Raw genomic sequence first — 25,393 nt, 5'->3', positions numbered from 1 at the left:
TGTTGATGTAATTAGTAACTAGTTTAATATTGGTAATTACTGGGTCTGTCCCTTGTCTTTTGGCTGGTACTGCATGACTTCTGATTCTGCCATCCCCAATTTAGGGTCAAATTCTGCATTTTCAGATGCAGAGTATAATTCTACCGTTGTCAATTCAGAGTCAAATTCTGCACCAACTGATGCAGAATCTAACTCTGTAATTCCTGATGCGGAGCTAGATTCTGTGCTTCAGTATTTAAAATCAAATTCTGAAGTGATTGAGGTTGAGTCGGATACCTCAATTGTAGATGAGCAGACAAATTCTGCCCCGACACAGATCAACTTACTTAACCTCGACTTAGATTTAAATTTAGAACCCAATTCTCAGGAGACACAAGAGGTAGAAACTGATTTTAGTTTGTTGAGCCTGGACGCTCCTGAGCCGATCGCCCAGAATAAAGTCAAGAATAACATCCAAGTGCAATTAAAAACTGAGGCAGGAAGACTATTAGTAATTTTACCTACAGAATTACAATTACCTGCTACAGAATTTACTTGGGCTGAGATTTGGCAACAATTAAAGTTCCGCTTAAATGCAGGCGATCGCCTGCGTAGTCGGAACACATCCGTACATCTAGTAGCTTATGACCGCCTCCTAGATGGTAGACAACTGCAACAACTCGCTGAAACCTTTAGCGAAGTGCAACTGCAACTCAAATCTGTCGCCACCAGTAGGCGACAAACTGCGATCGCGGCTGTCATATCTGGTTATTCTGTAGAACAATTACAACCAGAAACTGTCCTCAGTTCCGAATCAAAAGCATCTTCTACACCCCAAGCCGACGCGCTTTATCTGGAAATGACCATCCGTTCTGGAGTAGAAATACGCCATCCAGGTACAGTAATTTTATTGGGAGATATCAATCCAGGTGGTATCGTAGTGGCAGATGGGGATATTTTGGTGTGGGGTCGTATGCGGGGAATTGCTCATGCTGGGGCTGCGGGTAATCGTGAATGTCTAATCATGGCCTTGCAAATGGAACCAACCCAATTGCGGATCGCTGATGCTGTAGCTAGAGCGCCAGAAAAATCACCGATGCAGTTCTATCCTGAAGTAGCACACATTACTGCTCAAGGGATACGCATCGTCAGGACTACTGATTTTTCCCGACAGCAAATAAGTAAGATCAACCAAACACCATAAATATTTAATATATTTATCTAACCATAAATCCTGCACATAGTTATCATGACGCGCATTATCGTAATTACCTCCGGTAAGGGAGGGGTGGGTAAAACTACAGTTTCGGCAAACTTGGGGATGGCCTTAGCCAAAGTGGGTCGTCAAGTCGCCCTAGTCGATGCGGATTTTGGTCTGAGGAATTTGGATTTGCTATTGGGGCTAGAAAACCGCATCGTTTACACGGCGGTAGAAGTCCTATCTAGAGAATGTCGCTTAGAACAAGCATTAGTCAAAGATAAGCGCCAGCCAAACCTTGTCCTCTTACCAGCAGCCCAAAACCGGACAAAAGACGCGGTAACGCCGGAACAAATGAAGTTACTGGTCAACGCCCTAGCGCAGAAGTACCAGTACGTCATCATCGATAGCCCAGCCGGGATCGAGAACGGCTTTAAAAATGCGATCGCCCCAGCCAAAGAAGCCCTCATCGTCACCACCCCGGAAATTTCCGCCGTCCGTGATGCTGACAGAGTAGTCGGCTTACTCGAAGCCCAAGGCGTGAAGCGCGTCCACCTGATCATTAACCGCATCAGACCAGCAATGGTACGGGCTAACGATATGATGTCAGTTCAGGATGTCCAAGAACTGTTGGCGATCCCCTTAATTGGCGTACTCCCCGATGACGAACGTGTAATTGTCTCCACCAATCGCGGCGAACCTCTGGTATTAAACGATACCCCATCTCTAGCAGCCGTAGCCTTTGAGAATATAGCCCGCAGATTAGAAGGAGAAACAGTGGAATTTCTCGACCTTGACGCACCCCACGATAGCATCTTTGCTCGTCTGCGAAGGTTATTTTGGACTAAGATTGTGTAACCAACATTCCAATCTCTGCATACTTATCCGCAATGATCATCGAATTAATAGACAAACTTTTTTTACGTGGTTCTGACACCAGCCGTTCTCAAGTCAAACGGCGTTTGCAAGTTGTCATCGCCCACGACCGCGCCGGCTTAGACCCGGAAACTCTGGAAAAAATGCGGAAGGAGATTTTAGATATCGTCTGTCGCTATGTAGAAGTAGAAGCAGAGGGTCTAGAGTTTGCCTTAGAGAGCAATCAAAGAACCACCGCCTTGATTGCTAACTTACCCATTCGTCGGGTAAAACCAGAGCTACCCGGCTCCGACGAAACACCTTAAATAGCAGCAAAATCTTGTCTGCTTAATCAACGATGTCAATTGATATTACATCGTCAAATTATGCTGCTTAATATTTTGATAGGGGACAGGCTGAAAAGTTGCTGGCGATAAAAATTTTATGATTCATCCATATCTTGACTTATGTGGCTACTGCTAATAACAATTTGCCCAAATTAAGTAATAGCAATTCAAAAAATATTTGCAACACATCGATTATTTGTAGGGCGCACAGCTAGCTGTACGCCCCTATGGATAATAAGTAGGTGGACACAATTATTTAAAAGGGCTAAATACGCTACCAATAGCTGCGGCTGGTCTTCTGAGTAGTTGATTGCGTAGTTTGGCGATCGCTTCTATATTAACCTCTTGAGAAGTCTCCTTGCATTCTATCAAGCAGGCTAGGCTATCTACATATTAGAGCCAACATTATAATAGTAATAACTATAGTTCTCAATCTTCATTAAATATTGCTTCAATATCGCTTGCACGATGAATTACTCGGAGAATATCAACTTCTGATTCAGTGATCCGGTAAAAGATGAGATTCTTGTTAGAAGCATTATGATAAAGTCCAATTTTCTAATTTCAACCCGTTTATACGGCTATAATGACGAGTATTATTAGTCACTAAAATATAGCTTTCAGTAAGGGCAACACTAGCAATTAATAAATCAAAATCACCTATTGGTTGTCCACTTTTGCGGAGTTCGGTTTTTAACTCTCCAAAAATTTTGATACTATTATTGCTTAGTGGTATGACTGGTAAATTTTTAATAAATTCTTCTGCAAGAGTTAAATTTTCTTGTACTCGGCTAGAATTATATGCACCATAGTATAGTTCAGCAGCAGTAATGACGCAAATAACAATCTGATTCCAGCCTATTTCCCTAACTTTTGCTCTGACAGAAAATCTATCTCGCAACCAATATATGCAGGTATCTGTATCAAGTAAGTAAGTCACAGGCTATAATCAGTGTTAGAAATAGTACGGCTATTATAGATATCTTCGATAATTTCTTCTGATGTGCGTTCATCTTCCCAAACACCAAAGGTTTCTATAAAGTTGTCTAATGGGTGAGTGGCTGTTGCTGTTTTAGGCGGTGTTATAATTTCGTTAGCTATTAATTTTTCTGCTTCAGGAATACCTAAACTCTGAGTTTGTTCTTTAGCTATTACCATGATTTGCATTAATGCTATGGCTTGACGCAGCACATCATTTTTACTTCCGCCTAACTTTTTTGTTAACTCTTCTAATATCTGGTCGAGTTCAGGCGATAAGTCTAGATTTAAGTGAACCAACCCTTGAGTATTACTCATGCTTCTCTCCTTGTGTAGTAATTCGCAGTAAGTTTGCCTTTGCTCAATGAGAGCCAACATTATAATAGTAGTAACTATAGCTCTAAATCTTCATTAAATATTGCTTCAATATCTCTTGCACCATGAATTACTCGAAGAATATCAACTTCCGATTCAGTGATGCGGTAAAAGATGAGATACTTGTTAAATCCTTTAATAGATATTTGTCGAATCTCTGTTAGGCTGGGATGAACAAATTGACAAATTCTTCCTATACCTGGAGTTTTTGCTAATTGTTTAAATGTTGCTTCGGCTGCTGCTAAAAAGCGGTCTGAAACATCTAAATTATCTTGTGCTATGTAGGTTGCTAAGTCTATTAAATCTCGTATAGCTTGAGGTCGTTTTTTAATTGCAAACATCACCATTAAACTGTACCTTGACGTTTGCTAATTCTCTCGCGTACTGCTTGACGGATATCTTCCCAGTCTTGAGTAGTCATTTCTGTTGCATCTCCAGAGTTTAACCCCTCCAGCAGCATAGTTTCTAAACGTTCCTTCGCTCTCTGCTTTTGGTCTTGTCGTACTAATTCACGAAAATATTCGCTGACGCTGCTGTAACCACCTTGAGCAACCTGTTCTTCTACGTAGGCTCGCATTGTGTCAGGTAAGGAAATATTGATACTTGTCATCAGAGGTAGTTCCTAAATCTGTCTTTATATATTATGGCAGTTTTTGCCATTTTATGCCATTGCAAGTCAAAAAACTATTTATGTTGGTGATGCTTGGGATAAATAATAATATATAAAATCCAATAAATGGATTTATGATTCTTACTTTATTCTCTATTAGCTGATTATTATGATTGCGATCGCCTCTGTTGTAGAGGTTAATTTTTTCCTGGTTAAAACATGAAATAATTCACCCAAAACCTGAGTGCTAACTAGCAGTAGTGAATAATTATTTTTGATGATTTCTGCAACTTTTTGGGATTTTTCGGGCGCATTTTGAGCATAGAGATAAATCCAGAGATTACTATCGAGAAAAATCTTACCTGTCATAAATTTATTCTCGGTTAAACTTGTAATCTGCGGGTAATAGAAATGAGTAGTTATTAACTCGTTCTAAAAATTGTTCTATTTTTAATGCTTGAGAATCTATTGCTTGATTAGGTTCGCTGGTTTCAATAAACATAATTTGTAGAGTTTTTCCTTCTAATTCGGAACTAAGTTTTTCACTTAAAACAAGTTCACCGTTGGTACAGGTTGCTTTGATGATTTGCAGCATTATGAATAACTTTAAATTCTAAATTGAAGAGAATAGCTATTTTATTATAAATTATGCAAAACCTAGTAGGGTGGATTAGGCGCACAGGCTCATGTCGTCAAGATGCAGATTTCCAGTTTTGCGCCTAACCCACCATTTGCACGGGAGTTATGACTTTGGTGGGTTAGTGATAGCGTAATACCATCTCTCCATGAAGTTGCACTTAATATTTGATCTGTTAAGCTCACGCAAAGGCGCAAGATTTTATTAAGTGCATTGTTACAGAGAATTGGTATAACGCTCTCTACAAGACTAAGTTGCGTTCAAACATAATAGGTTGGGGGCGCTCAGATACCCTACTTATTTAAGAAGTTGGGTATCTATAAGGTAAAATACTTCATAACTTAAATTAGGTATTTAATTGCTATTTATGGGTTCTGCCTTGAAAAAAGTTTTTTAAAGCTATGATATATCAAGGTTATTCTTAATATCCAAACGGGTATGCCTGGATGTAAATCAATTATTTTACTTAGTTCAATCTTGGTCTTATGGTAAGCTTTCAAACTTGGAAATTTATTGTCGGGTATTTTAGGAAGTGTATTTAATATCTGAGCGCAACTTCTACATTGTTCTGCTACTATTTGAGGATCAACTGTAGTATTTGATTTTAAAATCCCCCTACATTCTGCTTTCAATTTACCTAAAATTTCACAAGCTTGGCCATGTCTTTCTGCTTTTTGTTTCCAATCCACTCTAAATTCAATCAGTGAAATTACAAAAGCTATATTAGAGCATAAGCCAATAGTTATTTGAGATATTTGAGTATTAATCTTCAAAAATTTAAGTAATTCTGGATCTATAAATACAAAAGTGCAAAGTATTACAGATGAAACTAGCAAAACCAAGTTAACGGTTAAAGCAAGATTTTGATTATCATCTCTCAATTTGGAATGCATAGATAACATCATATCGATTACTCTATAATGATGTTCAAGTTCTTGTAAATCCATAACTGTAATGTATTAGGAAGGATCTAGAATTTCGCGCCATTGCTCAACTGAATTAGCTCCATCTGCATTTTTCATGCGGCGACTAATTCTATCTAAAGAACGAGAAATAATTTGTCTACGCTTACTATTTTCTGCTTCAAGGTAATCATCTACATGTGTAGATTGACCTGTTTTATCTTTAATCGGATAATGTATTTTCCTGGCAGCTTCACTGAAAAAATGCTTTAACATATCTTTAGTTCTTGCTTGCCCATTATATTCAGAAAAAACTTCTACGGCAAGTGATTCTGTATGATAACCACTTAGGCGTTGGCTTTTAGGCAGATTAGAGATAATGGATTTAGCAAGTTTAATAGTCGGTATCAGTTTCTTGCTTAACAACTGGTTTAAATTAGTTAATACATCAGTAAATTCTGTAGGTTTTATAGCAGACCATTGTTCACCTGTGGAATCTGATATTTTATAGCCTGATTCCTGCTTAAGAGCAGGCAGAAGTTGAATCTCTGCATTTTTAAATTGAATTGTTACAGCTAATTTACCTATTTCAGGTTGTTTAGAAAATCTTTCTTGAAGTCTATTAGAAAAGTATTCTTTTACCTCTCTCGGTGACTTATCTGCAAGCTCAGTTTTGTCAATCAACACAAGTGCATCTATGTCGCTAAGTCCATCAACATAGGTATGTTTGGCAACTGAACCGCCAAACAAAATATTGACAGTACCTTCAATATCCTTATTCAAAGCATCTTTAATATTATTAATATAATTTCTAATTGCTTCAGTGTCACGATCATTATACTGAGCCAATAATGAACCGATCATGCTAGAAACTTCAACTTCAAACTGCTGATTTTTTGTTTGAGCTTCTGCTTCACGAATCTCTCTAGCTATTGCTTTAGGACTATAAGTTTCACTTAAAAAGTCTGAACCAGAACCGCCCATTATGCTAATACTCCTAATTTAGTACATAGAGAATCATAAGAAGTTCTAAAGAAATCCGAATGAAATTTAAATTTAGTAAAATCTCCATTATTAATTACATAGCTTTTCATTTGAAGCTTGAGTTCTTCTAAATAGCTAATATTTTCAGCAAATGACTGAGACCTCACTCTATCATCTCTTATAGATATTCCTGTTTTAATTGCACCATGATTGTGTTGATAAACTGCAATGCCGTTAAAGTATGAATATCTAAGCCATGTGAGTCCATCAAATATTTCAGCACCAGCTAAAAAATATAAGGGTGAAGTGACAGGATCTAAACTTCCAAAAATGTGAATAGGTTTATTAATATCTTGTTTATCTAGTTCCTGACGAATCAGAGCAATATTATGCATTCTAGTGAGGATAGAATTGCCTAATTCTTTTTCTGTAAGACCAATTATGTCAAAATTGGTTAAATACTGGATATTTGACATAACCGAATCTATATTAATGTATAAATTTTCTTCTCTCTCCCGTTTTAATAAAATTGTATGGAGGCTATTAGGATAGCTTTTAAATAATTCTTTTGCACTTTCAATTTGTTCTTTAACAGTTTTTTTGTTATCATAGCTGACAAGAACACAAGATGTTAGATTACTCCATTGATCATAAACTTTTCTCAAATAATTTTCATTCCATTCATGCACTGATGCACCAGCAAAAAATACACTTGAAAAATCATCATCTATCAATTTCTCATAGCCTCCACTATCAATAAAAAGTAATTCTGTTACTGTGCTAATTTCTTCCGGTATATATTTATAATAAATATCATGTGCGCTAACTAACATTGATTCAGTTAACCAATCTGACATTAAATTAATAATATTAGTGGTTTCTGATTGCCCTTCTGTATTAAATTTGAAGCCTTTAGTTGAAAAAGATGGAACTAAAAGAGGTGTAGAAATTCTTAATCCCAATTTTTGCCCTATAGTAGAAATTCTAGCCAACACGAAGAGCCTCCAAATCCTTGCAAGATAAACATTGACCACAAGGTTGCTCTTGCCCTAATTCGCAACTATAAGTTATTTCAAGGGGTACTTGATTAAGTTTACAATAATCCCAAATCATCCGTTTATCCCACTTCATAAAAGGTACACCAATACGAATACAACCATCCGTATAAATATCGAAAGATGATTGCATAGTTGCTATAAATCTTTCAGAGCAATCATTATAGTTAGTACCAGCATGAATACCTATAGATATAATACCTGTATTTTCTTTAAATGCCATTAATGCAGTATGTAAAAGAAAAGCATTTCTTCCAGGTATATATCCACCCGCCCATTTTTTAAAACCTGTTAACTTAATTTTCTCAATGGGTATGTTGTAGTGTTTAGATATATTAGTTGCAGCAGATTCTTCTTTGCTTGCTGAAATTTGCCCATAGTGTATGAACAAAGCACTTACAGAGAATCCTTTATTGAGGTAGTAATGAAGACAAGCGGATGAATCGATACCACCACTTAGCAGTAATAATGTACTTTTGGGTGTTAACATTAGTGATGTATAATTTATAACGAGTAAGATAGGGCAATATTTATTATCGTAGATTATTTCAAATAAAAAATTTAATTACAAAAGTAAATATTTAATCATATTTTATCAAATATCATCAATTTTTTTGAAAACATTAAAAATCTTCTTTTGAGAAACCCCATCCGGCAAATTACTTAGATGGGGGTATCTCATTACATTATAGCTATTTAGCTCTAACCCACTAACTCAACAGCCCGCTTCGCCAAAGCCTCAGCAGTCAAACCATTGAAAGCCATCAACTCGCCAGCACTGGCTGTAGTTTCCCCACGCTTCCAGGCGAAGGTGTCGCGCTTGCTGTTACTCCGCAACATGATGGGTTCTAACATCGATGCAGCACCACCAGTCACACCAATTAACGCATCACCGCCAAATAATTCGGCGAATTTTGCATCATCAATGAAACCGCTATCAGGTTGTGAACAGGTGTCCCAAGCCACATCACCGGGACGATATAAACGGCGGGGGTTGATGATAGAAACTATCTTCACTCCTACACCTTTATTTTCTAAAGATTTCGCTGCTTCAAACACAGGAATTAATGTCATATCGCCAATTACGGCAAACACAACTTTCTTCTCACCCGCAGTTTCATGTAATACTATTGCACCCTCTTCTAAACCTTGGCGTGTCTGTGCAAAAGTGGTACGAATTGGTAAAGGTGATTTACTTGCAGTAATAACAATTCCCTTATTTTTTGTTGTTAACGCCCAGTCATAACAGGCTTGGATACTGTTAGCATCGGGGGGGAATACAGGAAATACATTGCCGTTCCGCATCATCGATGCAAAGTAGGCTTCAATTTCTGGACGTTGGTGTGTCCAACCGTTGCGTCCTTGTTCTAATGCACCAGCAGTAAATAGGGTAATTGTTGAGGGTGTTTGGCGGCGTAATTCTGCCATTGCTTGGGTGACGGTTTGCCATATTGGTAAGCCGTTGATGGCAAAGGACTCATAGGAACACCACAGGGTTCTTGCACCCATCAAGGATAAGCCAGCCGCTAAACCTGCACAAGCATCTTCACTCAAGGGTTCGTAAACTTGTCCGTTTGGTGCTTGGTTATATAAGTCGTCGGTGGTGGGGTGGATGATTTTTAAGGCTTGGTTGATGTTCCCAATACCCGATGCTTCGTTACCGTCGGCGTTGGTGACGAGGAAGTTTGGATCTTTCTGTCCGACTACACCCACCAGTCGTCCCATTGCGGTGGTAGAAACTTTCGCTTCCCCACCGACTGCATATTCTTCTAAGGGTAATGTACCTAATTCTGGTAATGGTAACTCAAATTCTGTCACCACTGTTTTGGCTGCGGGGCCGCCACCTGCGCGTTCAGCGTTGGTTCTCACAGTTTGCCAAGCTGCGGGGGATAATGCACGGCTTTGTAAAGCGGTGACAATGTGGGGTGCGTCTAAGGTGTCTTTGGGATAGAGGTTGTGAGATTTTGCACCTTTGGCGTGAACGCCTGCGCCTTTGAGTTGTTTGATAATAAATACTGTCAGTTTACCACCCAAGGCGGAACGGGCGGCTTTATCGGCGGCGACGAGGACGGCTTGGGTAAATTCCAGGCGTTTTTGGAAGGAGAAGGCGGTACTATCTACATAATCTCCTGGTTGGTTTTGGTCGTCAAAGTCTTTGGCATCGACTAAGACAACTTCCGCAAAACCGTTACCTTGCCAAAATGCGGTCATCTGTTCGTTGGTTTTCAGGGAAACCATACTGTGATGTTCTTGACTGTACCCATTCCAGACGAGGACGGGTAAAAAGTTGGTGGCTTGGGGATATGCGGTGTGGAAATGTGCCATTGCACTAATGATGTAGGGTTCACCTAGTCCACCGTCGCCGAGGGTGAAGGGGAATAATTTATCTGGATGTAACTTAGCCGCCGCCATTGCAAAGTGTTGTCCTTGTCCCAAGGGGCCAGCCGGGGCGAGAATACCAGGGATGTAACCGGAAAGGTGTCCTAATAACCCGTGCTTTTCGCGGAAGCGATCGCGCAATTGTTGTACTGTAGAAATGCCCATATCCTCTAGCGATCTATCCAAGAACATGGCACTATAAAATCCAGGGGCGTGGTGTCCGACTTCGGTAATAATATTCTTATACCCCAGCATGACCAACGCCGCATAAGCTTCTGCTTGGCTGGCAAACCCGCCTGGATGTCCAGAAGCTTTACTTCCAGTGATTTGTAATGTCAGATAGCGTAAGGCATCGGCAGCGAGTAAGGTTTGGTATACTGCTTTTGGGTCTGTAGGAGATGCGATCGCTACTTTGCCCGATTCTATCGCAGGTGTAGCACCATAAGTTTCAAAGTCTGGCAGCGCCTCACCAAAATATTGAATACCTTCCGCAAATTCGGGAAGCGCCGAGGAAGCCTTGGGTGTAATTGCAGTCATGCTGAGTACCTGATAAGGATGATGTGAAACTATTGATGCTCGTTGAATTTAACAGAAATTTTACATCTTTAGCGTTGTATCAGTTTATAAGTGTTTGGCAATGCAAAATATAAGTAGTTTAAATAGTCATTAGTCATTAGTCCATAGTCAACAGTCCATAGTCCATATGTTCCCCTCCTGGGAGGGGTTAGGGGTGGGTTACTTTAAAGAATCAAAAATTATTAGTAGATATGCCATCTCAGTTGTTAACACTGGGATAATAGTGACAACTGAAATGGTGGAGATAAGTAATATGTCAGGGTCTATCTATCCATCTCCTGTAGATAAGCTATTAACCTATGGTGATTGTAGCGAAATGGAAACTATCCCCAATTATATACAGGAACTTGGTTTCAATACAGACCATATTCCCGACCTCATTCGCTTGGCGACGGACAAGGGGTTAAATAGCGGTGACATCGATACTATAGAAGCTTGGGGGCCAGTTCATGCAGTGCGGGTGTTGAATCAACTCGGTGCAGAAGCAGCAATTCAACCCCTGGTAACTCTATTTCATGAACTTGATGATGATTGGCTACCCAATGAATTATTCGAGTTCTATGGTACTATCGGGGCGGCGGCAATTCCTACATTAGAAGCATATCTTCAAGATTTGTCTAATGATGCTTACGACCTCGCTGATGCTGCTACCTCGCTACGTAAAATTGCTGAGAAACATCCTGATTTACGTGACAGATGTATAGCAGTGTTGACGCAGAGGTTAGAAGATTTTACTAAAAATGACAAAGAATTTAACGCTTTTTTAATTGGTGAATTGCTTGATTTACAAGCTGTTGAGTCTGCACCAGTGATGGAACGTGCGTTTGCGGCTAATCGAGTATCAACTGTGATTGTTGGTGATTGGGATATGGTACAAGTAGACTTAGGATTGAAATCACGAGAGGAGGTTCCCGAAAGAAGGTTTCCAGTAGAAGAACTCATCAATTTCTACCAGCAGGAACTCCCACAAGTACCCCGTGGGTTTGGGCCTTCTGTGAGTAGTAAACAGAAGAAAAAGAAAAAGAAGTAAGGGGTAATTGGTAATTGGTAATTGGTAATTGGTAATTGGTAATGGGTGATGCGGTTGAGATATGTTTCGAGTTCTTGATAAGCAAACAGCATCGATGTATACCCGCGACGGTATCAGGCTAGATGCAGATATCTATCGCCCGGATGCAGTCGGGGAGTTTCCGGTATTATTGATGCGACAACCCTATGGGAGAGCGATCGCATCCACTGTTGTCTATGCCCATCCTACATGGTATACTGCCCAAGGTTACATTGTCGTGATTCAAGATGTACGCGGACGCGGTACTTCAGGCGGCGAATTTCAGTTATTTGCCCATGAAATTGCCGATGGTGAAGATACAGTCAACTGGGCTGCAAGTCTTCCAGGTAGCAATGGTAAAGTAGGGATGTATGGTTTCTCCTATCAAGGGATGACTCAGTTATATGCCGCCATTGCCCAACCACCAGCCCTAAAAACTATCTGCCCGGCGATGATCGGTTATGATTTATATACAGATTGGGCTTATGAAGGTGGTGCATTTTGTTTACAAACTAACCTCGCTTGGGCAATTCAACTAGCCACAGAAACCGCCAGACTACGAGGAGACAAACAAACCTATCAAGCATTATTCGCCGCATCCCGTAACCTACCCCTAAATAACCCCGAAATTCTCCAACAACTCGCACCCGAATCTTTTTATCACGATTGGGTAGCCCATCCCCAACCCGACGCATACTGGCAAGAACTCTCACCCAAAACCCACTTCCAAGATGTTGATTTACCCATGCTGCATATCGGTGGGTGGTTCGATACCTACCTACGCGGGACGCTGCATCTATATAAGGATATGGTAGCCCGTGCCACCACACCCCAACATCTAGTAGTCGGGCCTTGGGCGCATATACCCTGGGGTCGCAAAGTCGGGGAAGTTGACTTTGGCAATCAAGCCACCAGTCCTATAGATGAGATGCAGATAAGATGGTTTGATTACTTTCTCAAGGGTATAGATACAGGCTTGTTAGATAATTACCCTCTATACTTGTTTGAAATGGGCGATAATATGTGGCAATATATTCCCATTATAAATATAGTAAACCAGAAAATTTACTACTTGTCAACCACCGGACTAGCCAATATTAGAGAAGATGCTGGAACTTTGACACCCAATCCTCAGCCGCCAGAACACAAAGAAGTTCTAGTACATGACCCCTGGCGACCAGTGCCATCGGTGGGTGGTCATGGAGCGATCGCAGCTGGAGTATTTGAGCGATCGCATATCGATGTTCGTGCAGATGTCCTGACATACACCAGCGAACCCCTCACCGCAGACTTACATTTACTAGGGGATGTAATAGTAGAAATTGTCTGTACTGCTGACCAACCCAGTTATGATTTATGTGCAGTCCTCTCACAAGTCTATCCAGACGGCAGAGTATACAACTTGACGCAAGGTTATTTACATTGTGCAGACGGAACCAGTAACATCACCAGAAAGATTCAACTACAAACAACTTGTGTCAAAATATCTCAAGGTAACGCCATACGCCTAAGTTTAAGTGCAACCTGTTACCCAGCCTACGCCATGAACTCTGGCAATGGCGCAGTCTTGCATAGTGATAGTTTACTAAATGCCCAAGTAATCACAATCACCGTCAGTTGTGATGGCGAGGGTTCCAGAGTTCTGTTACCAGTGAGATAGGGGACAGTGGACAGTGGACAGTGGACAGTGGACAGTGGACAGTGGACAGTGGACAGTGTGGAAATAACCTGACAACTGACAACTGATAACTGACAACTGATAACTGATAACTGACAACTGATAACTGACAACTGATAACTGATAACTGTCAACTGTCAACTAAATAACGCCTGCTGAATAGGAATTTCAATCCAAAACTCCGTACCTGAGCCTAATTGAGAACTACATTTAAAAACACCACCATGCTTATCCACGACAATTTTGTAACTAATAGATAAGCCTAAACCAGTACCTTTACCGACTGGCTTGGTGGTAAAAAATGGATCGCATATTCTCGCTCTTACCTCTTCTGGCATACCAGGGCCATTATCCTTGATGCGAATGACTACGCTTTTAACCCTGTCTGTGATTTGCCCAACAGTAGTAGAAATGATAATTTCACCCGGATGCTGTTTTGATTGTGACTCGCGATCATCTTCCAAAGCATCAAGAGCATTACTCAAAACATTCATAAATACCTGATTCATCTGTCCAGCATAGCATTCTACCAAAGGAATATCACCATATTCTTTGATGAGCTTAATTCCAGCCATTTCCGGTTTAGCTTTTAAGCGATGTTGCAAAATCATCAAAGTACTATCAATTCCCTCATGAATATTTACGTCTTTCATTTCGGCTTCATCAAGACGAGAGAAAGTGCGTAAAGACGCAACTATCTGACGGATGCGCTCGACACCAACTTGCATAGAAGCTAGAGTTTTAGGCAAATCTTTAGATAAAAACTCTAAATCTATCCTATCTGCCTCCTCCAAAATTTCTTCACTAGGAGTAGGAAACTCTTGCTGATAAAGCTCCAACATCGTGAGTAAATCCTCAGCATATTCTCTCACATGGCTGAGGTTGCCATAAATAAAGTTTACAGGGTTATTAATTTCATGAGCAACACCTGCAACTAATTGACCCAATGAAGACATTTTTTCTGTTTGAATTAGTTGGGTCTGGGTTTGTTGTAAATTATGCAGTGTTTGAGTTAATTTTTCCGCTTGTTGCTGAGTTTGGGTAAGTAGTTCAGCCTGTTGTAGCGCCACTCCTAACTGGGCAGCAATTTGTGTGAGAAAATTGACTTCTGAGGGTTGCCATTGACGGGAGCCAGTATGTTGATAAGTTGCGAGTAAACCCCAAAGTTTTTGCCCAAAAAAGATAGGAGCCAGTACAAAAGCCCGAATTTGATACTGTTCTAAATTATCCAGGTGACACTGAGTAAACCCCATCCGATAAACGTCGTCTACCGCCAATGTTTCATTGTAGCGATAGCGTCCTCCTTCTGTTTTTTGTAAGTAGGTATCGTTCCAAACCAGATTAACGCCTATTTTTGATTCATTCAACCAATGGGGGCTTGCAGCTTCAAAATCACCGACAAATTCACCACCCCAGTCAGTATCAAAGCGATATACAGAAACTCGGTCAGCTTTGATTAATTGGCAAACTTCTTTAGTAGTAGTTTGAAAAATCGTATTAGTATCTAGAGATTCCCGAATTTTGGTAATCACACCAAACACAGCTTGTTGTTGTTTGGTTGTGTTTTGTAGTTCAACTGTACGTCGATGGATTTGTTTTTCTAAATTTTCGTTAAAAGCTTGTACTTGTTGGTACAGTTCATGCTGCTGAATGGCTGAGGCAAACTGTTTAGCTATTTCTTTAGCTAGTTCAATGTCTTCATTTGTCCATTGTTGCGCTTGCGCCTTTTTGGAGTCACGCCATAAATTAAAGGACATCCGTGGGAAGGTTTGCTTTTGGTTAGGATCAAATTGTCCAGCCCACAGGGTTTCAGTATCTACTTCATGACGAAATATACTTAAATAACCTAACAACTGCTGACGGTATTCCAGAGGGATGAATAAAATACTCCGAATTTTTGTCGGTTGAAAAACAGGTTGTAAAGTCCGCAAGGCTGGAGTTTGATAGATGTCGTTAATCGCCCACAACTCATGAGGATGGGTTTTGTAGCGTTCCTGCCAGACATTATACTGTTCAATCAGGGGATAAATAGTTGGTTCGGAAATTACGGGTTGTTGTCCGCAGGTGTAAAGCTGAACACAGTTACTTCCAGGGATTAAACATTCTCCAAAACTTTGACTATGACTATTTTGTAAGTCAATAGCCCGATTCCTTAAACACAGCCTAGCACCAACACCAGCAAAAGCAGCAACAGTTGCTTCTAAAGCTGGTTGTAAGGCGATGGTTGGTAATGAGTGTAGTAAGGTAGCAATGCGATTAATCAGGGCTTCTCGTTGCGCTTTAGCACGGGCTTGGGTGAGGAGATGACTTTGGGCGATCGCTATCCCCAATTGCTCTACAATCATCTGCATGGCTTCTAACTCACCCGCGCTAACCACCCGACTTTGGGAGTGATGGGATACCAATAATCCCCAAAGTGCATCTTCATGGACAATAGGCGCAATGACGGAAGATTTCACCCCCATCGTCCTTAAGTATTCTACATGGCAAGGGTCTACAGGACGGTAACGAATTTCTTCGGCAATTAATTCTCCCGTTTCCAAGTTACGCACAGGGCTTTGACCAATCTCCTGTGTATCTACATTGACTACAGAACGCACCTTATACTTGAGAAAAAGTTCCCTTGCATGGGGGGGAATATCATCAGCTGGAAAATTTAGCTTCAGCAGCGAGGGTAGACAATTTTCATACATCGACTCAGCAATTACTCGACCGCTTCCATCTGCATGAAATTTGTAAATCATCACTCGGTCAGTACCTAATAAAGAACGTACCTCCGCCGTTGTCGCTGTGATGATATCCTCCAACTCTAGAGATTGACGGATGCGAGCTGTGATACGGCGCAGTACGCTTTCTTGATTCAGACTGACATGAGAATTTGATTCAGCGATCGGTAACATTGTTTTTCTTTAAAAAAGTTAAGGAAAATTATGATATTTATAATAAATATAAAAACATTTTTAAATTGAAGATATTACATTGTCCACAGTAAAATTACGGTCAATTAATTTTTCCTAAAATTATTGATTTTTTTACACAAATCTTTATTTTTAGTTACTTACATAACTTATTAAGATATGGCAAAACACAGTTGAGGTAAAGCTATATTGGGTAGATATCCTGTAACCTGCTATAAATAAAAAAGACACGATATTACTCGCGTCTTTTCAAGCTATAAATAATATCATGTCCGCTTAAACATTTATCATATCTTGAGGGTTGGTAATTGGTAATGGGTAATTGATAATGGTAACAGACAATTACCGATTACTTATTACCCATTACCGACTAAATCAACCATATCGTAATTAGCCGGACTTGATATAAAAGGCTTTTAGCTTATATCTTGCACCATTACATTATTGCGAACATCAAAGCCTAAAACCCCTGTTATTTCGTAGGGTGGGCATTGCCCACCATCTGCTTATTGAGAAAGTGCAAGATGTCAGTTAGAATACTGGTTGGATTTATCTTGCCACCAATTAAACTTTCATCCCATCAGCAAAGCGGATTTTTAAATAATCGTCTTCCATCTTTGCTCCTGCGGGTTGTAAAGCTGCTAAAGCCTGCGGTAACACCAAATTCCGGCGATGGTTGCCAATAGTGATGTTTAACTCATCTCCCGTTTTATTGAGTTGAATTTGGTTTTTGGGAATCCCAGGTAAATACAATTCCAAACTGTATTGGTTCTGTTCTTGAACCACCCTCACAGTTGTTTCTTTATAATATACCTGAGTGGGATCTTCATCCTTATACAAAGTATTTTTTAACCGCTCTAACGCTGGTAGTCCGCACATTTCCTCTGAAAATAGCGGCACTTCTTTCACTGGTAATGGATGAAAGTTCTCGTGAATTTCTTGACGATATTCTTCCTGATTTTGCTTCCAGCGCTGGAAGAATGGATCTTCCACTTGGGGAGGGATAATGCGATTAGCCACAACTAAATCTGTGGCAACATTGTACAAACTTAAATATGCGTGGGCGCGTAGTGACTCTTTAATCACCATTTTCTCAGGGTTAGTCACGAGCCGCACGGAAGTTTGCGTATTATCAGTTAATACTTTTTCCAACGCTTCAATTTGTTCGTAAAACTCGTAAGGCGCATCCATCACTTCTTTATCTGGTAAGGAAAACCCAGCTATTGGTTTAAAGATAGGTTCAACCAAGGGACGCAGGGCGACGGAGATATTTTGAAATGGTTTGTAGAAACGGCGCATATACCAACCGCCGACTTCTGGTAAACTTAACAGTCGCAATGCAGTCCCGGTGGGTGCAGAATCGATAATTAAGACATCAAATTCGCCTTCGTCATAGTGGCGCTTCATTCTCACCAAGCCGAAAATCTCATCCATCCCTGGAAGAATGGCTAATTCTTCTGCTTGTACGCCTTCCAAACCTCTAGCTTGTAAAACTTGGGTAATGTAGCGCTTGACTGCACCCCAGTTTCCTTCTAATTCTTGCAGCGCATCTAGTTCTGCACCCCACAGGTTGGGACGAATTTGTTTAGGTGCATGGCCTAGTTCCATGTCAAAACTATCTGCTAATGAGTGCGCGGGGTCTGTACTCAAGACTAGTGTACGATAGCCCAACTCTGCACAACGGAGTCCAGTTGCAGCCGCCACAGAAGTTTTACCTACACCGCCCTTACCTGTCATCAAAATTACTCGCATGAATGATTCTGCCCTGCCTGAGAATTGTTTACATTTATTTACGCTATCTCTATTATTGACGCTTTCCCAGGAATACAGCACTTTTCGTTTATGATAATCCGGTTTGCTGAGGACGAAAGTGAGACAGTAAGGCAAAAATCAAGGGATGCTTGTAAAAACAAGCACCCCAGTAACGGCAGATGCAAGAAGCACTACCAACCTTCATTGACTGAACCTTCTGTAGGTTCTCCCAAACTCAAGTTAAATATTGATGCTTTGAGGAATCTTGGTAGGTAACAAAAATTCGTAAGGTATTATGCGATCGCCTTTACTGTTACTATTTCTTTGGTGAATTTGTTGCTCAATATATTTGAGGCTTGTCTGGAATCTATCCAGAGCCGGTTTTACATTTGGATCTGGGAAAGCTGACGCAGAGTAATTACCTAAATTGGTGTAGTAGATAGAGCCAAGTAAATAAAGTAAGCCGATCTGACGCAGTGACTGCTCTAGCGGTGGCAACCCTTTAAAGAAATTCTCTGATTGCTGGGGATTTGTCGGTGCAGGGACATAACGGGCTAAAGGAAATGCTGGTGCATACATCATAAGTTCTTTTTGGGGAAAATTCACAGCCGCGTGTTGGGCGCTAGCTGTAAAAATAACTGTTGAGACAGCTTTCACTAGATAATCTAAGGTTTGAATACGCCCGCTTCCATCGTCACCAAAATTTTGTAACCGCCCTCCTTCTTGAGAACTCAATGTAGAAGCCCAAGTCTGTAAATGTTCATCGTTAAGCACTGATGAATTATTGGGGTAGTAGATATTAAAATAGTCCCTTACCCAAGTTTCAATAGCCTGCCAAATGAGTAACCCGTCATCTCTATAAGGGTAAGTAGGTAACTTACTAGCATCATCAACACCACGATTTTTTAAAGTATTAGGAAAGGCGATATCATTAAAATTAAATAGGTAGCTTTGCGTTCCATGAGCAGCTAAAGCTTGATCACTGCCAATACTCCCTGCTAGTAACTCATCTACACCATTTTTTGGGGCAACTAATAGGGCATGAGCGCCATAATTAATCAGTACCGTACCCTCAAGGTGAGGCTTGAGAAGATTTTTTAAACTATGGTTGTCGGGTAATAGATTAGTTGCGACAACAAAAGGCTCAACCACTAAGTGAGTCCGTCCTAAGTGACTGATTAATTCGTGATAGTTGCCATCTGCCATTTGTACTATATTCTTGGCAGTCATCCAAGTATCTGCGTTAGTATCACTAACTAAGGGTGTAAAGACAATCCAATCATTACTAATCGAGGTTTGCTGATAACTAATTGCTACTGGGAATAAAGAGCGATCGCTATAGTTACTCGGCGGTACTGCAAATAAGGCTAATGGCGCAGAAATATACTTTTGTTTTACAGGGAAATTGCCATTGACTATGGTATCTAACACAGTATAGTCTGCTAGATAAATCCGACCCTCTGCTATTGCTTGATTGAGATTATCTGACACCCCATAGTAGTTAGCAACCTCGGAGTATTTGTCTTCAGTAATTGGTAAACGCACATCTATTTGTGTTACCCTCTGTAACACCAGTGGGTTGGGGCCAGCTACCTGCATATAAGCAAAATACTTATCTTCCTGAAAGTGATAAGAAATATCCGGCTTGTCTATAATTTGAAATTGATTGTTGTAATCCTCAAGGCTAGAAGCAGGAGTGGCAGTAGGAGTAGCAGTACCAAGCTGGAGACTGGGTTTTAGATACTTGGCTAGTTCTGCTAACTTAGCGACAAATATAATTATATCCTGAAGCTTTTCTCTTGGTGCTGGTGAATCATCTATCTTTACAAAATTGCTAACAAGCTTTTCTAGATGTGCCGCTAAGAATTGTTCTATCTGTTTGTCAAGTTCTTGAAATTCTGCTTCGATTGCAGGGTGAGTAATAGTTTCTGGCTGTGGTTGAGTTGCTCTAGCATAGGCTAGTTTTCCGTCAATATTCTCAGATTTATCAATTTCATCTAATCTTGATTTTAGTTTTGAAAGAATACCGTCTAGTTCTTCTTGAGTCTGTGATTTGTTTAGTTCGTCACCAATTGCATCTAAGGCAATACCAATCATTTTTTTCAAGAAATTCTGTTCGGTATTTAATGATTTGTTGAACAGAATAACAACTATGCGGACTACTAAGGCAACTAACCATTTTAGGTTAGGATATTCTTGTTTTGGTAGAAGAGGTATACTAGTTTCTGTATTTTTAAATGGATTGTTAATTTTGAGTATAGGTATATGGGTGATTGCTAAAGGATTGAGATATTGGTAATCGTATTTGTATTGAAAATCATCCCCTATTCTTTCATATAATTTCACCAAAGCGTATATCTCTTTCAGAATTTCTACTATATCTAAATCTTGAGGTTGCTGATTTAGGTGAGTTAAAGAATTTTCAGTGCTAATTTCTGACATAATTTCCTTGCTTGTTAATTGCTTGAAATGAGTAGATGTTTTAGGTTTGAAAGTTGAACTAACGCAAAATTTGTTTTCCAAAATAGCCGATATGCCTTTCCAGGCTTTGAGCTATATTTGGCAATCCCTGTCGGCGTTCCCCACTCACATAGGATGATCGGTAAAATAGTGAAACAACTCTATTCCGCCGTAGGGAATCAAGGCTTTAAAGGCTAGTTTCCACAAAAATTGAGGTTGCAAGTAATGAGTTAAAGGAGGCAGGAGTTGAAAGGCAGTCCGGCTTGAGGCCGATTAGAGGGGGATTTAAACCCTCCTCTAATCGTAGACCTCCAAATCTGAGATTATGGCGCTTGACTTAAACCCAAATGGGCGAGTCAAAAAGGCTTTATTCTTAATTCAAAATTTTTCCTTCTGCCTCCAGCATAGCTGCCTTCTGCCTCGCCCGAAGGGCTGTTAACTATATTGATAAATTGTTAACTCTCAACTCAAATATGCTTTGCATAGCGGTATAATCTTGTAGAAAATCGTACCCAGTTTTTAATTTTAGCGTCTCAACACTAATTTTATTATTGTGGAAACCCGCGTTTTTTACACCTTATGCGGGTAAATCGAAGTAAGCAAATTGATATTATTACTTATACAAACAACTCCTAAAACTAGGTCTTTATAAAATCACAATCACTTTACCATTCTCTTGAATAACATAAAATTTTCACAATTTTTTTTAGCTTTTGCTACTACTTTTTACGCATTCACCACTGATAATAAGTTATAGACATAAACATCTTTAGAATACAGTATTTATACTGAAAAATTGTAAATTAATATAGCAATAGCCAAGACAGTTAGGACATCAGGAAATGAAAAAACTGAGACAGCAAAAGGCTTTTAACTCTATCACCTGTCACCTGTGCCCTGCTATAAATCGAAAAGTTTTCCAGAACTCTTACTAACGCTTAATATAGGACTAATACTTGATTTTTGTTCAAAAATCAAGTATTGATCCTATATCATTTGAGTTGAGGAAGCCAATTGGCTAAGTTTTCTACATAATGTTGCGCCAACAGAGGCGTTAGTTTAGCCTTTGGCTATGAGGAATTATTCTGTTAATTCTTCGGGAGTCAGGTGAGGGTTAACCACTTCCCCATCTTTAAACCAGACAATGCGCTTAGTTTGCCGGGCAACTTCTGGTTCGTGTGTTACCATTACTACCGTAATTCCCCCATCATTTAATTCAGTAAAAATATTTAGTACTTCTTGGGTGGTGCGTGAATCAAGTGCGCCTGTAGGTTCGTCTGCGAGGAGGACTACAGGACGATTGACAATGGCGCGGGCGATCGCTACTCTTTGTTGTTGTCCACCTGATAGTTGAGTGGGTTTGTTGTTGAGGCGCTTTTCTAAGCCGACACGTATCAAAGCTTCTGTCGCGCGATCGCGTCTTTCATTCGGCTTAACATCAGCATACACCATCGGTAACATAACATTTTCTAAAGCAGACAGTTGGGGTAAAAGATGGAATTGTTGAAACACAAACCCCAATTTTCTGTTGCGGATATGTGCCAAATCTACATCATTCATTTGCGCCACATCCACATTATCCAAATAATAATGTCCTCCCGTTGGTCGATCCAAACAGCCGATAATATTCATCGCTGTAGATTTACCAGAACCAGAAGGCCCCATAATCGAGCAATACTCACCCTCATTAATTACCAAATCCACATCATTTAGAGCTTTAACTTCGGTTTCGCCACTACCATAAATTTTAAAGATATTTTCTAGCCGAATAATTGCTGATTTTGGTACAGGACTAGGAACTAAAGAGTCAGTAACAGAAAGAGTGTTTGCCATAATAATTTAGTTATAAGAGGCTAGAGGCTAGAGACTAGAGAATATACCTGAGAGTTTCGCGGCTAAATGTACAGCTTTAATCTCTTATTAGAGATAACACAATCAGCTGATCTGTTGAGACTGGGTGTAAGGGTTTTGAACATGACGGCAAAGCCTGTTCCCAGTACCTAATCCCCAGTCCCTCGCTCTACCTCACCTCAACAACAGCAATCACTTTTTCATCCCGGTTGAGTTGGAGGATGCTTTCGCCTTTACCATCTCTAGGTAAGATAGGTACTGAGTCTGTGGGTATCCGCAATACTCGCTCTTTGTTCGTAATGATTGCTGCTTCACTCTCAGCGTTCACTCCTACCATACTAGCGAGAACATCGGTTTTATTGTCAAATTTCATCGCTTGTGTGCCTAGATCACCACGATTTGCTGCCTTAATTTGGTTGATTGGCAAGCGTTTGGCGTATCCTTGTTCAGTGAATAACAATAAATACTCTGCTTGCGTTGCACTGACACAGCCAACCATTTGTTGATTTCTCAACAGTCGGAATGCTTGTAAACCCATAGCCGTCCTACCCATAACTGGGAGTTGTTCATCATTGGCTGCGAATTTTAACAAGCGTCCCCCAGAACTAGCTAAGGTGATTTGCTCTCCTGGTTTGGTGAATTGAGTTAATAGTAATTCATCATCATCTTTGAGTTTTAAAATTGTAATTCCCCGACGAGTTAAGTTAGTCAATTCTTCCAAACCTAGACGCTTAATTCTGCCTTGTTTAGTGAGGAGAATTAATTGTTGAGCGTTGAAATTTTCCGGAAGTAAAAAGCGGCTAACTACAGGTTCTTGATGACCTTGGGCTGTGCTGGTAAGCATGGTAATCAATGGTGTACCCCGTGGAGAACGTCCGGTCGTTTGGGGGATGTCTCCTACTTTCACAGGGTAAAGTTTACCGCCGTTGGTTAATACTAATAACTCTTGGTGTGTGTCGGTGAGGTTGGTTTGGATGATGAAGTCATTCTCTAACAACCCATTTTCCACCTTAGATTTTTTCCCTGGTTGTATGCGGCGTAAGTATCCGCGATGGGTAATTTCTAAAATTGCTTCTTCGGCTGGTTCTAAGGGTTGCTGATTTTCTCCTTCCTCATCGGCTGTGGTAGAACCGTTTTGTTTGTTTTTACCTTTGGGTAGTTCTTCGGGAAGGCTAGCACCTAGTTTAGTGCGGCGGGGGTCGGCGTATTTCTTTTTGAGCGATCGCAAATCTTTCTTCAGCGCCTTGAGTAACTCTTTGCGATCGCTTAACAATTTGGTGAGCAAAGCTATCTGTTCGCTCAGTTGCCCAAATTCGCGCTGCAAGTTCTCCTGTTCTAAACTGGTGAGGCGACGCAATGGCATTGCTAAAATAGCATCCGCTTGGTCTTCACTCAAATCTAATCGGCTACACAAGCTGACTTTCGCCGTACTCCCATCGGCGGAACGGCGTAAAATTTCGATGACTTCATCCAAATTAGATAAAGCTTTCAGCAAGCCTTCAACGGTATGTAATCTCGTTTGCGCCTTCCCTAACTCGTAACTGTAGCGGCGGTTGAGTGTCTGTTCCCGGAAGTTGAGAAACTCCTGCAATAATTGCCGCAAGCTTAACTGGCGCGGTTGTCCATCAACGATAGCTAAAAGAATCGCCCCGAAGTTAGTTTGTAAAGCCGTTTGGTGATATAAATGTTGAAGGACTTCTTGGGCGTTGGTATCGCGTTTGAGTTCAATGACTACACGCATCCCTTCGCGATCGCTTTCATCCCGCAAATCAGAAATTCCTTGCAAGCGTCCTTGATTCACCAATTCCGCCACTTTCTCAATCCACCCCGCCTTATTCACCTGATAAGGTAATTCTGTCACAATAATTGCCGTGCGGCGTTTGCTTCCCTTACCCCCAGGAATTTCTTCGACTGTCGCCACACCCCGTAAGACAATACCACCTTTACCTGTGATATAAGCTTCCCTTATCCCCCCGTCACCAACTATTTCCCCGCCTGTAGGGAAATCTGGCCCCGGAATTAACTCTAATAATTTGTCATCAGTTAAATCTGGTTGGTCGATTAAAGCAATCAAACCATCAACAATTTCGCCTAAATTGTGGGGGGGAATATTCGTCGCCATCCCCACAGCAATTCCCGCACAACCATTGAGCAGCAAAAATGGTAACTGTGCAGGTAATACCGTCGGCTCTTGTTGGGAGTTATCAAAGTTACCAATAAATTCTACTGTTTCCTCGCCAATTTCTGTCAGCATTCCCTCATGGCTGATGGAAGCTAGGCGCGTTTCTGTGTAACGCATCGCTGCTGGTGGGTCATTATCGACACTACCAAAGTTGCCATGTCCGGCGAGGAGAGGGTAACGGCAGGAAAAATCTTGCACCAGCCGCACTAAAGCATCATAAACAGATTGGTCGCCATGAGGGTGGTATTTACCCAGCACATCCCCCACCACACGGGCGCATTTGCGGTATGGTCTATCGGGGGTCAAACCTAGTTCGTGCATGGCGTACAAAATCCGCCGATGCACTGGCTTTAAGCCATCACGAACATCTGGTAAGGCTCGGCCTACAATCACACTCATGGCATATTCAAGATAAGACCGTTGCATCTCTGTATGCAGGGCTGTTGTGATTACCTGTCCCGTGGAGAGAAGGTTTAACTGTTTTGCCATGAGTTATTTCCCTGAGATTGAACTACATAAATTTCGCTAGCACTAAACACGGCAGCAAACACAGCATAACGGATGAAATGAGATTCATCACACAATCTTGATTATCACAGGATAAAAAGCCGTAGTATTATCCTTGATGA

The 25,393-nt window shown here is 40.7% G+C and carries 21 protein-coding genes; 5 read left to right on the top strand and 16 right to left on the bottom strand.

Annotated elements, in window-relative coordinates; translation table 11 throughout:
• Nucleotides 1-73: 73 nt before the first annotated feature.
• From minC to minE, 3 genes are read left to right on the top strand one after another with little or no spacing between them, the layout of a single operon-like run.
• Nucleotides 74-1,183 (top strand): septum site-determining protein MinC, encoded by a 1,110-nt coding sequence (minC, locus tag H6G83_RS15030; RefSeq protein ID WP_190473601.1) that lies wholly within the window; start codon nt 74-76, stop codon nt 1,181-1,183.
• A gap of 45 nt (nt 1,184-1,228) precedes the next feature.
• Nucleotides 1,229-2,035 (top strand): septum site-determining protein MinD, encoded by an 807-nt coding sequence (minD, locus tag H6G83_RS15025; protein ID WP_190473599.1) that lies wholly within the window; start codon nt 1,229-1,231, stop codon nt 2,033-2,035.
• 32 nt (nt 2,036-2,067) lie between these two features.
• Nucleotides 2,068-2,358: a cell division topological specificity factor MinE gene (minE, locus tag H6G83_RS15020; RefSeq protein WP_190473597.1), complete on the top strand. Its 291-nt coding sequence runs from the start codon at nt 2,068-2,070 to the stop codon at nt 2,356-2,358.
• A gap of 559 nt (nt 2,359-2,917) precedes the next feature.
• Here the strand turns inward: minE and H6G83_RS15015 are convergent.
• The 11 genes from H6G83_RS15015 to H6G83_RS14965 form a co-directional block, all read right to left on the bottom strand.
• Complete coding sequence (locus tag H6G83_RS15015; protein WP_190473596.1) at nt 2,918-3,319, bottom strand: type II toxin-antitoxin system VapC family toxin; 402 nt, start codon at nt 3,317-3,319, stop codon at nt 2,918-2,920.
• Nucleotides 3,316-3,675, bottom strand: coding sequence for a ribbon-helix-helix domain-containing protein (locus tag H6G83_RS15010; RefSeq protein ID WP_190473594.1), 360 nt, complete (start codon nt 3,673-3,675; stop codon nt 3,316-3,318). Before H6G83_RS15010 ends, H6G83_RS15015 begins: the two co-directional genes overlap by 4 nt.
• A 74-nt stretch (nt 3,676-3,749) precedes the next feature.
• The gene (locus tag H6G83_RS15005) at nt 3,750-4,073 is read right to left on the bottom strand and encodes a type II toxin-antitoxin system RelE/ParE family toxin (RefSeq protein ID WP_190473684.1); all 324 of its coding nucleotides are present in this window, start codon (nt 4,071-4,073) and stop codon (nt 3,750-3,752) included.
• A 5-nt stretch (nt 4,074-4,078) separates the two neighbouring features.
• On the bottom strand, nt 4,079-4,342 hold the full coding sequence (locus H6G83_RS15000; protein ID WP_190473592.1) for a type II toxin-antitoxin system ParD family antitoxin: 264 nt from the start codon (nt 4,340-4,342) through the stop codon (nt 4,079-4,081).
• Nucleotides 4,343-4,498: 156 nt separating this feature from the next.
• The gene (locus H6G83_RS14995; protein ID WP_190473590.1) at nt 4,499-4,711 is read right to left on the bottom strand and encodes a PIN domain-containing protein; all 213 of its coding nucleotides are present in this window, start codon (nt 4,709-4,711) and stop codon (nt 4,499-4,501) included.
• Nucleotides 4,712-4,715: 4 nt separating this feature from the next.
• Complete coding sequence (locus H6G83_RS14990) at nt 4,716-4,937, bottom strand: hypothetical protein (protein WP_190473588.1); 222 nt, start codon at nt 4,935-4,937, stop codon at nt 4,716-4,718.
• Between the two features lie 407 nt (nt 4,938-5,344).
• Entirely contained in the window at nt 5,345-5,926 is a 582-nt protein-coding gene (locus tag H6G83_RS14985) for a hypothetical protein (RefSeq protein WP_190473586.1), read from the bottom strand.
• Between the two features lie 12 nt (nt 5,927-5,938).
• Complete coding sequence (locus H6G83_RS14980; protein WP_190473584.1) at nt 5,939-6,865, bottom strand: CBASS oligonucleotide cyclase; 927 nt, start codon at nt 6,863-6,865, stop codon at nt 5,939-5,941.
• The gene (locus H6G83_RS14975; protein ID WP_190473582.1) at nt 6,865-7,857 is read right to left on the bottom strand and encodes a hypothetical protein; all 993 of its coding nucleotides are present in this window, start codon (nt 7,855-7,857) and stop codon (nt 6,865-6,867) included. The genes H6G83_RS14980 and H6G83_RS14975 overlap by 1 nt, the downstream gene beginning before the upstream one ends.
• A complete protein-coding gene (locus H6G83_RS14970; RefSeq protein ID WP_190473580.1) occupies nt 7,850-8,410 on the bottom strand; it encodes a 7-cyano-7-deazaguanine synthase in 561 nt (186 codons plus the stop codon). The genes H6G83_RS14975 and H6G83_RS14970 overlap by 8 nt, the downstream gene beginning before the upstream one ends.
• Nucleotides 8,411-8,622: 212 nt before the next feature.
• Nucleotides 8,623-10,836, bottom strand: a complete 2,214-nt coding sequence (locus H6G83_RS14965) for a phosphoketolase family protein (protein WP_190473577.1) — start codon at nt 10,834-10,836, stop codon at nt 8,623-8,625.
• 292 nt (nt 10,837-11,128) lie between these two features.
• Between H6G83_RS14965 and H6G83_RS14960 the strand changes: the two genes are divergently transcribed.
• Both H6G83_RS14960 and H6G83_RS14955 read left to right on the top strand, forming a co-directional pair.
• Nucleotides 11,129-11,905, top strand: a complete 777-nt coding sequence (locus H6G83_RS14960; RefSeq protein WP_242044600.1) for a hypothetical protein — start codon at nt 11,129-11,131, stop codon at nt 11,903-11,905.
• 61 nt (nt 11,906-11,966) lie between these two features.
• A complete protein-coding gene (locus H6G83_RS14955; protein WP_190473576.1) occupies nt 11,967-13,583 on the top strand; it encodes a CocE/NonD family hydrolase in 1,617 nt (538 codons plus the stop codon).
• A 155-nt stretch (nt 13,584-13,738) separates the two neighbouring features.
• On the opposite strand, the gene H6G83_RS14950 is transcribed toward H6G83_RS14955, so the two are convergent.
• The 5 genes from H6G83_RS14950 to gyrA form a co-directional block, all read right to left on the bottom strand.
• The gene (locus H6G83_RS14950; protein ID WP_190473574.1) at nt 13,739-16,501 is read right to left on the bottom strand and encodes a GAF domain-containing sensor histidine kinase; all 2,763 of its coding nucleotides are present in this window, start codon (nt 16,499-16,501) and stop codon (nt 13,739-13,741) included.
• A gap of 582 nt (nt 16,502-17,083) precedes the next feature.
• On the bottom strand, nt 17,084-18,271 hold the full coding sequence (locus tag H6G83_RS14945; RefSeq protein WP_190473571.1) for a TRC40/GET3/ArsA family transport-energizing ATPase: 1,188 nt from the start codon (nt 18,269-18,271) through the stop codon (nt 17,084-17,086).
• Nucleotides 18,272-18,511: 240 nt separating this feature from the next.
• Entirely contained in the window at nt 18,512-20,713 is a 2,202-nt protein-coding gene (locus H6G83_RS14940) for a lipoxygenase family protein (RefSeq protein WP_190473568.1), read from the bottom strand.
• Between the two features lie 1,098 nt (nt 20,714-21,811).
• On the bottom strand, nt 21,812-22,564 hold the full coding sequence (locus H6G83_RS14935) for an ABC transporter ATP-binding protein (RefSeq protein ID WP_199328441.1): 753 nt from the start codon (nt 22,562-22,564) through the stop codon (nt 21,812-21,814).
• A 187-nt stretch (nt 22,565-22,751) separates the two neighbouring features.
• Complete coding sequence (gene gyrA / locus H6G83_RS14930; RefSeq protein ID WP_190473565.1) at nt 22,752-25,253, bottom strand: DNA gyrase subunit A; 2,502 nt, start codon at nt 25,251-25,253, stop codon at nt 22,752-22,754.
• Nucleotides 25,254-25,393 lie beyond the last annotated feature (140 nt).

The sequence above is a fragment of the Anabaena azotica FACHB-119 genome, assembly GCF_014697625.1.
Lineage (GTDB): Bacteria > Cyanobacteriota > Cyanobacteriia > Cyanobacteriales > Nostocaceae > Trichormus > Trichormus azoticus_A.
This window is presented reverse-complemented; position numbering and strand designations above follow the sequence as displayed.

What these genes read in the sequence shown, in the direction of transcription:
- H6G83_RS15000 (WP_190473592.1), bottom strand. Translation starts at nt 4,342, where the DNA reads ATGACAAGTATCAATATTTCCTTACCTGACACAATGCGAGCCTACGTA.
- H6G83_RS14960 (WP_242044600.1), top strand. Translation starts at nt 11,129, where the DNA reads ATGTCAGGGTCTATCTATCCATCTCCTGTAGATAAGCTATTAACCTAT.
- gyrA (WP_190473565.1), bottom strand. Translation starts at nt 25,253, where the DNA reads ATGGCAAAACAGTTAAACCTTCTCTCCACGGGACAGGTAATCACAACA.
- H6G83_RS14965 (WP_190473577.1), bottom strand. Translation starts at nt 10,836, where the DNA reads ATGACTGCAATTACACCCAAGGCTTCCTCGGCGCTTCCCGAATTTGCG.
- H6G83_RS14990 (WP_190473588.1), bottom strand. Translation starts at nt 4,937, where the DNA reads ATGCTGCAAATCATCAAAGCAACCTGTACCAACGGTGAACTTGTTTTA.
- H6G83_RS14950 (WP_190473574.1), bottom strand. Translation starts at nt 16,501, where the DNA reads ATGTTACCGATCGCTGAATCAAATTCTCATGTCAGTCTGAATCAAGAA.
- H6G83_RS15005 (WP_190473684.1), bottom strand. Translation starts at nt 4,073, where the DNA reads ATGTTTGCAATTAAAAAACGACCTCAAGCTATACGAGATTTAATAGAC.
- H6G83_RS14985 (WP_190473586.1), bottom strand. Translation starts at nt 5,926, where the DNA reads ATGGATTTACAAGAACTTGAACATCATTATAGAGTAATCGATATGATG.
- H6G83_RS14935 (WP_199328441.1), bottom strand. Translation starts at nt 22,564, where the DNA reads ATGGCAAACACTCTTTCTGTTACTGACTCTTTAGTTCCTAGTCCTGTA.
- H6G83_RS14995 (WP_190473590.1), bottom strand. Translation starts at nt 4,711, where the DNA reads ATGACAGGTAAGATTTTTCTCGATAGTAATCTCTGGATTTATCTCTAT.
- H6G83_RS14980 (WP_190473584.1), bottom strand. Translation starts at nt 6,865, where the DNA reads ATGGGCGGTTCTGGTTCAGACTTTTTAAGTGAAACTTATAGTCCTAAA.
- minE (WP_190473597.1), top strand. Translation starts at nt 2,068, where the DNA reads ATGATCATCGAATTAATAGACAAACTTTTTTTACGTGGTTCTGACACC.
- H6G83_RS14940 (WP_190473568.1), bottom strand. Translation starts at nt 20,713, where the DNA reads ATGTCAGAAATTAGCACTGAAAATTCTTTAACTCACCTAAATCAGCAA.
- H6G83_RS14955 (WP_190473576.1), top strand. Translation starts at nt 11,967, where the DNA reads ATGTTTCGAGTTCTTGATAAGCAAACAGCATCGATGTATACCCGCGAC.
- H6G83_RS15010 (WP_190473594.1), bottom strand. Translation starts at nt 3,675, where the DNA reads ATGAGTAATACTCAAGGGTTGGTTCACTTAAATCTAGACTTATCGCCT.
- minC (WP_190473601.1), top strand. Translation starts at nt 74, where the DNA reads ATGACTTCTGATTCTGCCATCCCCAATTTAGGGTCAAATTCTGCATTT.
- H6G83_RS14970 (WP_190473580.1), bottom strand. Translation starts at nt 8,410, where the DNA reads ATGTTAACACCCAAAAGTACATTATTACTGCTAAGTGGTGGTATCGAT.
- minD (WP_190473599.1), top strand. Translation starts at nt 1,229, where the DNA reads ATGACGCGCATTATCGTAATTACCTCCGGTAAGGGAGGGGTGGGTAAA.
- H6G83_RS14945 (WP_190473571.1), bottom strand. Translation starts at nt 18,271, where the DNA reads ATGCGAGTAATTTTGATGACAGGTAAGGGCGGTGTAGGTAAAACTTCT.